Source organism: Paenibacillus etheri (assembly GCF_001012825.1).
GTDB classification, from domain to species: Bacteria; Bacillota; Bacilli; order Paenibacillales; family Paenibacillaceae; genus Paenibacillus_AQ; species Paenibacillus_AQ etheri.
Map to the genome: position 1 here is coordinate 25,932 of NZ_LCZJ02000023.1, position 13,950 is coordinate 39,881.

At 38.5% G+C, this 13,950-nt stretch carries 17 protein-coding genes and 3 pseudogenes; 2 read left to right on the forward strand and 18 right to left on the reverse strand.

Annotated elements, in window-relative coordinates; translation table 11 throughout:
* Positions 1-4 precede the first annotated feature (4 nt).
* The 4 genes from UQ64_RS13275 to msrA all read right to left on the reverse strand — a co-directional run bounded on the left by UQ64_RS13275 (position 5) and on the right by msrA (position 4,089).
* Positions 5-1,411, reverse strand: coding sequence for a sensor histidine kinase (locus UQ64_RS13275; protein WP_060623948.1), 1,407 nt, complete (start codon positions 1,409-1,411; stop codon positions 5-7).
* On the reverse strand, positions 1,408-2,115 hold the full coding sequence (locus UQ64_RS13280) for a response regulator transcription factor (protein ID WP_209445788.1): 708 nt from the start codon (positions 2,113-2,115) through the stop codon (positions 1,408-1,410). Before UQ64_RS13280 ends, UQ64_RS13275 begins: the two co-directional genes overlap by 4 nt.
* Before the next feature lie 96 nt (positions 2,116-2,211).
* Positions 2,212-3,402, reverse strand: coding sequence for an ArsR family transcriptional regulator (locus tag UQ64_RS13285; RefSeq protein ID WP_060623949.1), 1,191 nt, complete (start codon positions 3,400-3,402; stop codon positions 2,212-2,214).
* Positions 3,403-3,555: 153 nt separating this feature from the next.
* Positions 3,556-4,089 (reverse strand): peptide-methionine (S)-S-oxide reductase MsrA, encoded by a 534-nt coding sequence (msrA, locus tag UQ64_RS13290; RefSeq protein WP_060623950.1) that lies wholly within the window; start codon positions 4,087-4,089, stop codon positions 3,556-3,558.
* Positions 4,090-4,254: 165 nt separating this feature from the next.
* On the opposite strand from msrA, the gene UQ64_RS13295 reads away from it, so the two are divergent.
* Positions 4,255-5,163 (forward strand): aldo/keto reductase, encoded by a 909-nt coding sequence (locus UQ64_RS13295; RefSeq protein WP_060623951.1) that lies wholly within the window; start codon positions 4,255-4,257, stop codon positions 5,161-5,163.
* Positions 5,164-5,231: 68 nt separating this feature from the next.
* Here the strand turns inward: UQ64_RS13295 and UQ64_RS13300 are convergent, their stop codons facing one another.
* On the reverse strand, positions 5,232-6,101 hold the full coding sequence (locus UQ64_RS13300) for a MerR family transcriptional regulator (RefSeq protein ID WP_060623952.1): 870 nt from the start codon (positions 6,099-6,101) through the stop codon (positions 5,232-5,234).
* A gap of 467 nt (positions 6,102-6,568) precedes the next feature.
* On the opposite strand from UQ64_RS13300, the gene UQ64_RS13305 reads away from it, so the two are divergent.
* Entirely contained in the window at positions 6,569-7,099 is a 531-nt protein-coding gene (locus tag UQ64_RS13305; RefSeq protein ID WP_060623953.1) for a GNAT family N-acetyltransferase, read from the forward strand.
* 99 nt (positions 7,100-7,198) lie between these two features.
* Here the strand turns inward: UQ64_RS13305 and UQ64_RS32680 are convergent.
* From UQ64_RS32680 to UQ64_RS13355, 13 genes and pseudogenes are all read right to left on the reverse strand, one after another.
* A pseudogene (locus tag UQ64_RS32680) lies at positions 7,199-7,423 on the reverse strand (insertion element protein); the annotation flags it as partial.
* A gap of 60 nt (positions 7,424-7,483) precedes the next feature.
* Positions 7,484-7,603: pseudogene (locus UQ64_RS32685) on the reverse strand (class I SAM-dependent methyltransferase); the annotation flags it as partial.
* Positions 7,573-7,758, reverse strand: a complete 186-nt coding sequence (locus tag UQ64_RS32690) for a hypothetical protein (protein WP_156417548.1) — start codon at positions 7,756-7,758, stop codon at positions 7,573-7,575. The pseudogene UQ64_RS32685 and the gene UQ64_RS32690, both read right to left, overlap by 31 nt.
* A 56-nt stretch (positions 7,759-7,814) precedes the next feature.
* The gene (locus UQ64_RS13315; protein WP_060623955.1) at positions 7,815-8,444 is read right to left on the reverse strand and encodes a class I SAM-dependent methyltransferase; all 630 of its coding nucleotides are present in this window, start codon (positions 8,442-8,444) and stop codon (positions 7,815-7,817) included.
* A gap of 74 nt (positions 8,445-8,518) precedes the next feature.
* On the reverse strand, positions 8,519-8,917 hold the full coding sequence (locus tag UQ64_RS13320; protein ID WP_060623956.1) for an RrF2 family transcriptional regulator: 399 nt from the start codon (positions 8,915-8,917) through the stop codon (positions 8,519-8,521).
* A gap of 107 nt (positions 8,918-9,024) precedes the next feature.
* Positions 9,025-9,405 (reverse strand): annotated as a pseudogene (locus UQ64_RS30100) (GNAT family N-acetyltransferase); the annotation flags it as partial.
* Positions 9,406-9,585: 180 nt separating this feature from the next.
* A complete protein-coding gene (locus UQ64_RS13325) occupies positions 9,586-9,990 on the reverse strand; it encodes a hypothetical protein (protein WP_060623957.1) in 405 nt (134 codons plus the stop codon).
* A gap of 67 nt (positions 9,991-10,057) precedes the next feature.
* The gene (locus tag UQ64_RS13330; protein WP_060623958.1) at positions 10,058-10,870 is read right to left on the reverse strand and encodes a DUF817 domain-containing protein; all 813 of its coding nucleotides are present in this window, start codon (positions 10,868-10,870) and stop codon (positions 10,058-10,060) included.
* 27 nt (positions 10,871-10,897) lie between these two features.
* Entirely contained in the window at positions 10,898-11,113 is a 216-nt protein-coding gene (locus UQ64_RS13335) for a helix-turn-helix domain-containing protein (RefSeq protein ID WP_060623959.1), read from the reverse strand.
* 10 nt (positions 11,114-11,123) lie between these two features.
* The gene (locus UQ64_RS13340) at positions 11,124-11,597 is read right to left on the reverse strand and encodes a DUF2975 domain-containing protein (RefSeq protein ID WP_060623960.1); all 474 of its coding nucleotides are present in this window, start codon (positions 11,595-11,597) and stop codon (positions 11,124-11,126) included.
* Positions 11,598-11,799: 202 nt separating this feature from the next.
* The gene (locus UQ64_RS13345; RefSeq protein ID WP_042127458.1) at positions 11,800-12,015 is read right to left on the reverse strand and encodes a helix-turn-helix domain-containing protein; all 216 of its coding nucleotides are present in this window, start codon (positions 12,013-12,015) and stop codon (positions 11,800-11,802) included.
* Positions 12,016-12,025: 10 nt separating this feature from the next.
* On the reverse strand, positions 12,026-12,508 hold the full coding sequence (locus UQ64_RS13350) for a DUF2975 domain-containing protein (RefSeq protein ID WP_060623961.1): 483 nt from the start codon (positions 12,506-12,508) through the stop codon (positions 12,026-12,028).
* A gap of 214 nt (positions 12,509-12,722) precedes the next feature.
* Positions 12,723-13,937 carry a hypothetical protein gene (locus UQ64_RS13355; RefSeq protein WP_060623962.1) on the reverse strand — a complete coding sequence of 405 codons (1,215 nt, stop codon included), beginning with the start codon at positions 13,935-13,937 and terminating at the stop codon, positions 12,723-12,725.
* Positions 13,938-13,950 lie beyond the last annotated feature (13 nt).

Sequence of the window (13,950 nt, forward strand, 5' to 3'; positions counted from 1 at the left end):
GTTATTACTTTTCGGATTTTGGTAATCTAGGCAGCTGTACCTCACAACGGGTTCCAACTCCAGGCTGACTTGTAATTCGAATCTTACCACCATGTAATTCTACAAGCTTTTTAACAATTGATAGTCCAAGACCTGTACCACCATATTGCCTGGATCGTGATTTCTCAACTCTGTAGAATCGTTCAAAGACATAGGGTAGTTCTTCCTCAGGAATACCTATTCCGGTATCTTCTACAATAAATACAGCGGAATCCCCGTCAACATCCTCATTCACATGGACAGTAATCTCCCCTTCATCCGTATAACGGATCGCATTCTCCAGAAGGTTCATCATAATCTGTTCCATACGCTTTTCATCCCCACGAACCCTATACGAATCTCCATGATACGTAATCTTCAGCTGAATCCCCTTCTCTTTGGCTTTCAGTTCCACTCTGCGCACCGCTTGTTCTGCCATGTGCTTAAGATCTATCCACTCCAGCGTAAGTGTGATTTTACCTTCTTCCATCTTTGCCAGTTCAAATAAATCTTCTACCAGATGCTCAAGCCGATGCGCTTCCTCATGAATAATATCCAAATACAGATCTCGTTCCCCTTCGGTCTCATAAAGTCCATCCTTTACGACCTTGGTATAACCTTTCAAATAGGTGATGGGTGTTCGCAGCTCATGAGAAATGTTGGCTAGAAACTCTTGACGTGTATCCCGGTATCTTTGCAGATCTACAGCAAGGTCGTTAATCGCTCCTGCCAAAAATCCGATCTCATCGTTGCTCCGTATGGAAAGTCTCGTTTCCAATTCACCGGCAGCGATTTTTCGAGTCGCCTTCTGCATCTTGATCAGCGGCCTTGATAACAGCAAGCTAATTATTCCCGTGATCCCTAGTGCTAATATAAAAGCCCCAATTCCTGCGAGCAGCAGTAGGTTGCGGATAGAAGCTAAGGATTGCTTCATGTTCTCTGTAGAAGACATTACATAGAGTACAGACTGGATGGTGCGACCATCTGAAATTGGTTTTCCAGTGATGAAATATCTGTGTCCTGTAGGATCTGTATACTCAAAATCCACACTTTTTCCGGCAAAAATCCGATTAATATCCGAAGCATTTATGAAAGAACGATCTGCGCGGTCATGAACACCCGAATGTAGAATGACACTACCGTCTTTTGAAATGTTAAATATACTCACGTCCGAAAACTCTGCAAAAGTACTCATCATCTGCTCGTTTGAACTATCCGGCGATTCAGCCATTCCGATAAAATGAGAGGTTAGCTCCTCGGTTTCTTTTTGCATCTCGTTGTAATAAAAGCTGGTAAACATTCGATCAATGGTTATCCCAAGAATAAGCAAAACAACTAAAAAAACAGACATGATAACCGACCCAAGCTTCAATCCGATAATATTATTCTTCATAAATGGTTGCCTGGGATCTCAAATTTATAGCCTAACCCCCATACCGTTTGAACAGGATTATAAGACAGGCCGGCCTTATGTAATTTCTCGCGAATATTCTTAATATGTGTGTCGATGACACGGTTCTCACCCTCATAATCATTTCCCCATAAACGCTCCACTAGTTCTTCTCTCGTAAAGACACGGTGAGCATTTTGCGCCAAGACCGTTAACAGATCAAATTCCTTGAGTGTAAATTCAACTGCTGTGTCCAGAATATGTACCTCACGAGCGTCCGGGTATATTACTAGCTCAGGGTAGGCCAGAACCTTTTTCAAAGGTTGTTGGGTCAATGTAAGCATTGAACGCCGTACCAAAGAATAAATTCTTGCCACTAATTCCTCTGGCTCGAACGGTTTAGTGAGATAGTCATCCGCACCTATGCCGAGGCCACGTACTTTGTCCTTGGTTTCCGAGCGAGCTGTTAGCATTAGAACGGGGACAGAGCTAACCTCCCTAACGGCTTTACAGACCTGCCAACCATCCATATCTGGCATCATCACATCCAGCAGAATTAGATCAAAGTTCTGTTGTTTCAGCAAAGTGAGTGCCTCATGCCCCGTTGACGCTTCTCTAGTCGTTATTCCTTCTTTCGTTAAATAAATCCGTATTAAATTCCGCATGTTCCATTCATCATCAACGATCAGTACCTGAAGCTTATTCAAGTCGTTCACCCTCTTCGTGGCCTAGTTCTTCTTATTATACAAAATAAACACAGAACAAGCCGACACCATTGCTAATGATGCCAGCCTGTCATATCCTTAGTGACCGGAATGTGGATTGCCTCCTGCAGCCGGTGAGATTTCCAGCATATCATCGATTTCGCTTTGGGTACTCTCTTTTATAGCGTTGATGTCCCCGGTTAACCAAGCATGGTTATACGGTCCTTCCGCTGGTGAATCTTGAAATTTAGGTTGAAGAGTCATCATATATTCCATTACGGAATCTGGCAACCCGTCTTTTTCCGTAAAGACAAGCGGTGCGTGTTTCCCTAAATGTGAAAAAGGTGCAGCTGCGATCGCCAGCATCGTTGAATCAACAGTCAACAAAGACAAGTTATGCCCAGGCGTTGTTATGCCCCAGCCAAATCCGTTGCTAGCGTCCTTAAAAGTAGCAAAAGCAATAGCATTCTCATAGGTGTCTTTTCCAGCTATACGGGTTACTGTACCGAATTCCTGTAATTGCTTTTCTACTGCTGTAGATACAACGTCTTCAGGCCCTAAGATATAAATTTTAGCCGAACCTCCACGCTCTTTCAAAGCATCAACCGTAGGCACTGGAATTTCATCTTTTGTTACATAGAGAAGCGGCTCCGGCATATGCGCGATCCAATTCACTGCTGGCAGTGTGTACTCAGGACTATCCATAGAACCAACAATGACTGCCTTTGGAAGATCACCGGAGGCTTTTGCGTAATAAGTATCAATGGCTTGAGCTACAGCTGCCGGCTCGTCCCCTTCAATTTGGTCTACTTTCAGATCCAGCGTCTTTAATTGTTCTTCGACATTGGAAGCCATGGGTCCGACGAGCACTACCTGTACACCATTATTTCCTTCCGCGCCTAAAGGATTCAGTCGCTTAAGCTCTGCTAACGTTGCTTCGGGAACACCGTCTTTCGTTGTATACAAAATGGGACCATTATTCGGATGATGGATCAAATCTGCACTGACCGCGGCAATCTGCCAATTGCTTACATCCGTCAATACTACACTTGAAGGTCTGTTGTTCTTCGTCTGTGCGGTCCATAGAGTTTGTGAGACGATAACTGCCGCCTCAATAGGGTCAGAAGTGTTAACGCGTGTTGTGTTCTTCGTTGCGATCCAGGGTTGATCCAGTGATGATGTGACAGCTTGCTTTTCTGATTCAGATGGGGCTTTATCGCTTGATTGACAGCCAGCTAACACTGCACTTAGAAGCAAGGTTACAGCAACTATGGGTATGATTTTTTTCACTCTAAACCCTCCATTTTGATTTTCTCGCTTGATTTAGAGTAGTTTAGTCTATAAATGTGTAGAAAGTATGTAGAATTTAAAATATATAAAATTTGTATATAAGGCAAAAAGAGCATCCGTAAGCCACGAACGTCTTAGAATGCTCTTATAACTTTAGAAACTCTGTTTAAGTGATTGCCAGTGGTTAGTGATAAAGGTATCCCGGCCGGATTGCTCACGATCCTCTTTATAGTGCTTAGGATTCTTGTGGTGATAGTCCTGATGATACTCTTCCGCTCGATAAAAGGTTGGCGCTGGAAGAATTTCCGTCACGACGGGTCCTGAGAATCTGCCACTAACAGCAACCTGCTCCTTCGAGGCAAGTGCTGCTATACGTTGTTCTTCGTTATAATAAAAGATAGCTGTCCGATATTGTGTTCCTCTATCCTGAAATTGTCCACCATCATCCGTGGGATCTATCTGAGGCCAATATAACTCTAGCAGCTTCTCGTATGAAAAAAGCGCCGGATCAAACGTAATTTGTACCACCTCGTAATGTCCTGTTGTTCCTGTTTTGACTTCTTCGTAAGATGGGTTCTCGGTTAAGCCTCCAGCATATCCCGATACAATTCCTTGGATACCTGGTAACTCCTCAAACGGTGTAACCATGCACCAAAAACAACCACCTGCAAACATTGCTTGTTCCATATGTTCAAGTCTCTCCCTATCCATCATCATCTAGTAAATAAAATATATGCTATGACGATAATGCTTATAGGTTATAAAGTCAAAGGAAATCAACCGTTTATATTCGAATTCAGTAGTATAAGACGTTATAATATAACCATCAACGGAATCAGAAAGGAACAAACTATGAATAAAAATCGTTTGGGTCAGTCCGATTTGTATGTAAGTGAAGTAGGTCTCGGATGCATGTCCCTAGGTACGGATGAAGCAAAGGCCATTTCCATCGTCCATGAAGCGCTCGATCAAGGCATTAACTTTTTAGATACAGCTGATCTGTATGATGAGGGTCGTAATGAAGAGATCATTGGTAAGGCGATTCGCCACCGCCGCCGTGAGGTAATATTGAGCACAAAAGTGGGTAACCGCAGAATTCCAGGTCAAGAAGGCTGGAGCTGGGATCCATCAAAATCCTATATTAAATCCGCAGTCAAAGACAGTCTAAGACGCCTCCAAACCGATTATATCGATCTGTATCAGCTGCATGGCGGAACGATTGATGATCCGATGGATGAGACCATCGATGCTTTTGAAGAACTTAAGCAAGAGGGGCTAATCCGATATTATGGGATCTCTTCTATTCGTCCTAATGTCATTAAAGAGTATGTGAAAAAATCAAATATAGTCAGTGTAATGAGCCAATACAGTATTTTAGATCGACGTCCTGAGGAAGAAATTCTCCCTCTGCTGGCTGAGCATGGGATTAGTCTAATTGCCCGGGGACCTTTGGCGGGGGGCATCCTTTCGGAGAATGGCCGCAGCAAGGCAGAGAAGAAGTACTTAGATTACAGTAGTGAGGAACTTCTGAAATTGCATGATCAGCTTGTGCAGGAAACGAGTCACTCTCGCCCCCTAACACAAACGGCACTTCATTATCCGTTAGGTCATCCGTCTGTGGCAGTTATTATCCCTGGTGCGAGTAGCATGGAGCAATTGAAAAATAATGTAACGGCTGCTAAGATAGCCCCGCTGTCTTCGGAGGAAATCGAAATGATTCGAGCGTTTAGTAAAGCGAATCGCTACACACTACATCTTTAAATGTAGTCCGTCCTATATAAAACACAAAACACACGTCAATCGTACTGGTGCTTTGTGCTTTTATCTTGTTATCGTTGCGGGAACCGAGAAATGAACTTTTCATTGGCCACATGTAATTTTTCGAGATACGTTCTATACGAACTACTGATTATTTTCAAATTTGAAATAAAAATATCGTAATAACCTGAACTCTTTTGAAACTCAACTAAAATTTGCTGCATCCTATAAGCAGGACTAGCTTTAAAATCGTCAGAATTACGATATTCTAAATAGCCAACTACAGATTCAAGATTAACCTCCAAGTAGTTATCCAAGTCATTCATAATTGAATCAAAGTCTGCAGCCATTTTCTTTAGATGTGTCCGTGACAAAGCATCGAATGATTCTGCAAGGAATACTTGCAAATCCTCCGGGAACTCCAAATTACCCATATTATCAAGGAATTCAACTATTCGATTATAGGCAATAATTTTGTCATTCGTATCAATCTTCTCGTCAAAGAATTTTCCGAAGTGAAAATACAAATACAGTCCATAATTACCTGGAAAAGCTAGAAGTAATTTGTCTTTGATAGTCATATTAGCGTCTAGTTTGTACCCAACTTCATTAAAGGCTTCCTCAATCGACGACTCACTTTCGAGCAAATAATTGAAGCAATCAAATTGGACTTTTTCTTGCTGCAAGCGAAATTCTTTAATAAATTTGAAATCATGTAGCGCTTTAGATTTATCTTTACTCGTTAGAATTAGTTTAATATCAGGAACACTCAACCCAAGTTTTCTGTATATAGCAATCTCTTTCAATATAGCTATGTCATCTTCATTGTAATTTCGATACCCATTCTCAGAGCATTTTAAATCTAGAAGTCCTTGTTGCTCATAATAACTAATGGCTTTTTTTGTTATATTACATATTTTCGAAACTTCACTTATTAACAATGCTATCACCTCAGTATAATTCTAAACTGATCCCTTAGGTAACAGTCAACACTTCAAAAATAAGAGCGCCAGTCTAGTAACTGTAACGGGTTACGTTTTGAAGTGCTTTATATAAAATTTTATAAGTATTCACAGATAAAATCACAAAGTATATTTACTAATAAAACCTAAAAATTTCGTCAAAAGCAAAGGCGTTTTCACCTGTTTTTAGATTTTATATTAAGCATAATCATTAACTTGAAATTGAATTTAGTAGAAAATTAGATATAAATGTTGTATAATATTGGCATTCGTTTTTACAAATTTGTTATAATTTGTGAAGTGAATATTATTTTTATTTAGCAATCTATTAATATATATAGATTTAATTTTAAAGAAAGGAGAAATTTTCATGAAAGTATAAATTTTTAGACCAGTTAAAATTATAGGAGGTATACATCTCCTATAGAATAGAAAGGGAGATAAAGATGGAAAGTATAGTTTCAGATAGATTAATTATTAGAAAGTTTAAGGAAAATGATTGGCATGATTTATATGAATATTTATGTGATGAAGAAGTTGTTAAATTTGAGCCTTATGATATTTATTCTGAAAATCAAGCTAAAGAAGAAGCAATTAATAGAGCAAATAATGAATCCTTTTATGCAGTTTGCTTAAAAGAAAGTGGAAAGTTAATTGGAAACCTATATTTAAGTAAAGGAGACTTTGATACTTGTGAATTGGGTTATGTTTTTAATAGAAAGTATCAAAGCAAGGGTTATGCCACAGAAAGTGCAAAAAGATTGCTTGACTACGCATTTTCAGATTTAGGGGCAAGACGTATTATTGCTATGTGTAGTCCAAAGAATACTGGTTCTTGGAAGCTTCTTGAGCGTTTACAAATGAGACGTGAAGGTCTGCTTTTACAAAATGTTTATTTTAAAACCGATAGCAATGGACAACCTATATGGTTTGACACATATGAATATGCTATATTAAAATCAGAATGGCATAAGTAATACGATTATAAATACAGCAAAATAATAAGTATAATATATATACAATATTATTTTCTTGTGTAGCACAGGCTAATAACCTGTGCTATTTTCATAAAAAAATTATCTAAAATATATTATATCTTTGTACTCAAAATCTTTATCAGTAATACCAAGTCTTTGTACAGGGGTCAGCTCTTTATCCCAAACCTTTGTTGTCCAACAAAAGTTATAAAATGTTCTAAATATAGTTATTATTTGTTATGCATATTTAGGGTTGTAGTTAGCATAAATATAGCTTTTTCCATCTGCTCATGCTGTTATTAAAGGTCTCTCTAAAGGACCGAGCATCAGCGAAACATCATAGTTCTCATCAGGTATTCCTTCTAAATCTATCGCATTCAAGTTATGAAACCCGTCAAATTGCTGAGTTAATTCTAGTTCAGCTGCCTTTTCTGTTGCTACTTCAACTAATTTAGGTGTTATGTCTGAAAGGGTTACTTTGTATCCGAGCTTAGCCAGTTCCATGGCGTATTTACCAGGTCCTGCCCATTATCCAGTATCTTCCCAGTTGATGGCATATATTTCTTGATATAATGCAGATTAATAATGAACTCTAATGGTTCTCTATCCAGCCTACCCCACTCGTCAAAGCTAGAGTAATAATCAATAATATTACTCATCTACATATCACCTACTTTCTTTTGTTATATATTATCTGTGATATGTCGAAATTTTTCTATAGTTCTTTCTTACACTTTACCATTAAAAAATTTATTGAAGGTTTATTGATCATATCCTTGTGCGGCTCGTCAATTTCAGAGAATTCAACGAGTCCATAGGCTTCAAACTCTTGTATGATGGATTCAGCATCATAAAAAAATATTTTCACGCCATAATCTGTCTCGTAATAATCCTTATCCAATAGAGTACCATTTCCAAACATAGGGGCGTTTTTTGAAACCGTTGTAAATATCATATATCCATTTGGTTTTAACTGATTGTAACAATCTTGAATAAACTTCTCTCTCTCACTTCGATTCAATAAATGAATAAGGGCATGGCAAAATATACCTTCATAGCGTTTGTTATCAAAAGGCATGTCAGATACTGAACCATGAAAAATGCTTATATCAAGTCCGTTTTGCCTCGCCAAATCAATCGCTGATTGGGAAATCTCAATCCCTGTTACATTTATTCCACTCTCAATAAAAACCTTTGCATTTCTGCCATACCCAATACCTGGTACCAATATGTCCTTAACATTCTTTTCAAGGAAAAAGTCTTTAGTCGCGATAGCGGAGTCTGTAGGCTCAAATCCCCACATCGTTTGTTTTTCTATAAAGCTTGATTCCCAGAATTCCGTCATACCTCATTCTCCTTTGTATTAAAGTCATTACGGATTTATATTATCTTTAATAGTTCCCAAAAAAGAACGGATCTTCACTCCGTCTTCATTGTTTTCGCCAAATCTGCAATTTTCTTGTTCTCCAAGTACTGCTCCATCTGTCTCTCAGCGTCAATCACAACCTGTTGAATCAGACACTCGCTTCCGTGGTCAAAGCTGCATTCGAACAAAGAAGCAGTCCCTTCGATCGCATGGATAATATCCAGAAAGGAGATATCTTCCGACTTCCGTCTAAGACGATACCCACCGTTTGCGCCGGGTGCAGATTGAATCAATCCAGCCTTCACTAGCTTGGTCATCATTTTGGACAGATAGGTTTGTGAAACACCCAGCTTCTCAGCAAGCAATTGAACGCCTACGGGCTTATCGGACGCCGCCGTCACCAGATAAAGCATTGCATGAAGCGCATAGTCTGTCGCTTGGGAATATTTCATTCAGCACCTCCATTAACGACTTTAAAAATCCATAATAACTCTAATCGTTAAAAAAGACAAGCATAGGCAATATGCGCCATCGGTTTCTCAAGCTGCATTTGAATAACTTACAATTTGCTTTGTAAGTCTTTAGTTAAATAAAGTAATAGATCATCATCGACCATGACTGATTGTCCTGGTAAGACCGGAACATTGTTATACGTTATCCCTCTACCGTCTAAAATATAACCGCGAGAAGTGTACATTCGTTGTGCATTACCGTAATCCTTATAGAGACCTACCCCTAACCCTATAAATCTAGATGTCTTGCCCGCAATACGTTCTAATTCATCAAATAATTTGCTGGCAATCTGCTTTCTTCTATAATCGGGAAAGATATTCAAATCGTTAATTTCTGGGATGTGATCCTCACGAAAAAAAGGATATTTTGATTCATAGAGTAAATGGCAGCACCCTGCTACGGAATCATTGTAATATGCAATTAATGTTACCCTTTTATTGGTTTGGTTCTCTTCAAGGCATTGACGATAGTAATCTCCTCATTGATACCATTTAAAATGTTCAGCGAATTTCAGATCAAGTAATTCAGCTTCTTCGATTGTGGTAAGTCTTGTAATGTTTATTATTTCATTCATCTTTTCCCCTCCATCTATCAAGTTCATTAGGCTCTATTTAACTTCCCTTACAACAGGTTCTGATGTTGAAATAATATCAACGACATGGTCAATACAACAGATCCCATAATGCTTATACGGTCTTGCAAAATCCTTTGATGCAAATATTCCATTAGAAATAAAATCAAGATACCTTGATTTCTTATAAATCCTAAATGTTTTTCCGTCAAACTCCTCGTAATCATCCCATGAAGTAAAGAATTCATTTCTAATCGAATATGCAATGTATGAGTTAAAATTAACTTGTATTAATGAAGAGCTTTTCTCTCCAACCATAAGTGGCTCAGGTCTATCACTAACTTTGCTTTTACAAAAAGATAAACTTAGTTGATTCACCTCTGGCTCTATTAGACCAAAGAAAAACACATCCTGCAATTCTTTTAAATCTGTATATTCCATCTCAGCTCCCCCTTATCACTAATTTATTCTCACTACATGTACCACTATTTCCTTTGAAGCTGATACTCTACTCTTTCGTTTTACGGTTGGCTTTAACATGTTTGAGCTGAGCAACTATAATGACACTAATAATGACCAGAAGGAACCACGAACTAATCTTACTGACACTAACCACATGCCATACCTGATTCTGATCAGGATATTTCCAAGCATTAAAGAATGTAGCGATATTCTCAGCCAACCAGATAAAAAAACCTACTAAGAAAAAAGCAAGTGTCAAGGGCATCCGATAAGTAGTGTTTCGTACCCGATAAATGATCCGAGTTTTCCAAAAAACAATGAGTACAAGCCCCTTTAGCCACCAGCGAAAATCAGGAATAAAATGATGCGTGAAAAAGTTCAGATAGATAGCTGCTCCGAGCGTTCCCGCAGCAGTAAGCCCCGGCCAGCCGGTCATATCCATTTTCAGTCTACGCCATATTTGACACATATAGCTCGCGACACTCGCATACATAAACCCGCTATAGAGTGGCACGCCAAACACCTTGGTTAGCCCGGGTTCAGGGTATGACCATGACCCCATTCTTATCTTATAGATTTCCAGCAGTAAACCAATAATGTGAAATACACAGATGACTTTAATTTCATCTAGCGTCTCTAATCCAGTACGGTACATAAGATATTGAACGGTAAGCAATATAATAAGAATGGCATCATATCGGTAAATGTAAGGCAGATCTATTACGTTAGAGAGCGCTAAAGTCCCAAAGATCGCAATAGGAAATATGCAACTCATCGCCTGATGATAGCCAAAATGCAGAAGCTGCGTTATTGATTTCAATGCTGCTCTCTCCTTTCCAGGCAATGCTAATTTTTTCATTCTACAGGATCGATTACTTATTACATCTTAAGTATCTTCGTCCATTAGGTATTCTAAAATATCTCCAGGCTGACATTCTAAAGCTTTACAAATCGCATCAAACGTTGATAATCGAATCGCCTTTGCTTTTCCATTTTTCAATATAGAAAGATTTGCCATTGTAATTCCAACCCTTTCTGTAAGCTCTGTAACGCTCATTTTTCTTTTAGCTAACATCACGTCAATGTTCACTATAATCGCCATTATTCTCACCTCAGACTGTTAAGTCATTTTCTGATTTTATTTCTATGGCATTTTTTAAGAGCTTTTGAAGAACAGCAGCAAAGACCGCTATTACAATTGGAGCGCAAGTCATGACTAGTCCGAGTACTACGAGACCTGGTGCATCGGCTTCTTGTGCCATTTCGTAAATAAGTGGCATGCCCGCCCCATATAAAATACTGATGATGATTGCACAGTATATTATATTTTTCAATGCCTTAATGGATAGTTCTGAGAACGCTTTGTTCTTGTCAATGTAGCTTAGAAGTCTTAACGCCTGATATAACGCTACGAAATATGCCATCACCGTTACATACACCCCAATAAGGACGGGATAAACCAAATACACCGGATAATCGCCAGCTGTCTTGTTAGGTATCGTAGGCAACCAAAAAATACACAAAGCAAGAACCGGAAGTCCAATAAGAATTACAACTATCTTTAAAAAGAGTGTTTCCCGTTTCATAAACTGCACCTCACAAAGTTAATAATGTGAATTCAATTTATCACACAATTTATCGTTTTACAATATATTTTGATTGTATTACAGATATTTTTTATCATTAAATTGCCCCATTTTATTTCCCGCCTCCATCATTGCACGACAAAAAGGCCCCCTCCTCATAAAGATTGAGAAAAGAGCCCTGCCTCTACTGTTTATTTATTTCTTAAGTCTCCTCGTCACTTTTGTATTCTAAAATATCGCCAGGCTGACAATCTAAAGCCTTGCAGATCGCCTCTAATGTTGATAATCGAACCGCTTTCGCCTTTCCATTTTTCAATATAGACAGGTTAGCCATTGTTATTCCAACCCGCTCAGAAAGTTCGGTCACGCTCATTTTTCTTTTAGCCAGCATCACGTCAATATTTATAATAATCGCCATTGTTTTCTCCTCAGACCGTTAAGTCATTTTCTGATTTTATATCAATAGCTTCCTTCAAAAGCTTCTTAAGCACTGCAGCAAACACTGCAATCACCATGGAAGCAAAAATCACAACCATCCCAATGACAATGAACCCTGGGGCATCATCTCTCTCCGCGACGAGATAGAAAAGTGGCAATCCCAGTACATAAATTCCACTGATTGTGATTGCACAGTTCCTGATGTTTTTTAATACCTTTACAGATAAATCTGAGAACGCGTTGTTGTTGTCAATATACCCTAACAATTTAAACGCTTGATACAATGCAAAGTAAAAAGGGATCGCCGATGCATACATATCAATGTACAAGAGATATTTAATAAAGCTATGATCGGGGTATAATTCTGCTGCATAATTCGAAATCGCAGGCACAAAAAATATACACAAGGCAAGAACTGGAAGTCCAATAAGAACAACAGCTATCCTTAAAAAAAGCGTTGATCCAAGTTTCATAAAACACACCTCACAAAGTTATTTTCAAAATTGAATCTAACATATTGTTTATCGTTTTACAATATATTTTAATCGAAAAATAGTGTTTATTGGCTATATTTTTCGACTAAAAGGCCGAGCTAATTGACTATTAGAAGTCATTAGCCCGGCCTTTATCACCTTTTCATATCTCTTTATGTCTCTTTATATCTAATTTTCTATTCTAAATATAATTCTAGTACTGACCAAGATCGATAAAATTCAAATCCATGTTAGCTTCATCCTCAGCCTGATTTGTAGCCTCTGTTGATACTGCTTTTCCTTCGTATTCAAGCTTACTGCTAGTCAAATTGAATACATACAGACGATCACCTTTGAAGTACTTATTACCCATATTCTTATGCCCAATAATATAGAGATGGTCTTGTTTAAAAGCATAGGTAATGTTCTCACTTGTATCTATGCTTGTATTCTTCAGAATAGTCTCATATTCTTTACTCACGAGATCGTAAGAAATAACAGTGAATCCTATATTTTTCTTACTCGATGCAGCTTCTTGCAGGAAATATATTTTCTGTCCATACGCTTTCATAATATTATTCAATAACATTTCATGCCCTTGGAACGCGAGTGGCGAGATTTGTCCTCTTGTAACATCGACTTGATATGCCTTTTTATGATTATCTTTACTAACCGTTAAAATCCATTGATCCGTGTGATCCAGATTTTGATTGGCTAACCTTACGAATTGATTATCCCCATTTGCTGCTTCCGATTTAGCTCCTGGTAACGCGAGCGGCTCATTCATAATCTCCTTTGTTGTTAGATTAACACGGATAATCTGCGGTTCAGATACATAACCTTTGGCTCTGTGGTTCAAAAACACCATTGTAACAAGCTGTTGATCAACAAGCTGTACATTTTGTACATAGATATCTGAAACATCATTATCAACACGAATATCAGTTGTGATTTCCTGCGTATTGTTCTTTTCCTTGTTGAGCACAGAAATACTGAGCTTAGCATTTTTTTTCGCCGATAGATCATTTGATCGTTTCGAATCTACCGTCATATTCACATATGCAAGCATTTCCTCATTCTCATAGAAACCAGATGTGTTCGTCTTACCGCGCATGAACTGATGATGCTCTTCAATCCACCGATCCAATTGCGTTTTCATTGGTCTTCGATTTAAGCTTTGGCTTATCGCAGACTTTTCATCTGGATAATCTGTACTATTTATCGTGATATAAGCGCGTTTGATGCCAAAAACACTATCCTTAGACATGTAATTTCCGTATAAAGCTATACCTTCAACGAGGGAAGCATCCCCTTGAACCATCGTCAGCTTATAATTAGGTGGCGTCTCTTGTGAAGCCTGTACATAATACGTCCCGATTGTAACAACCGCGAACACTACAAGAACGGCGGTAACCATATATTTTCTCATTCCTTAACCTCCA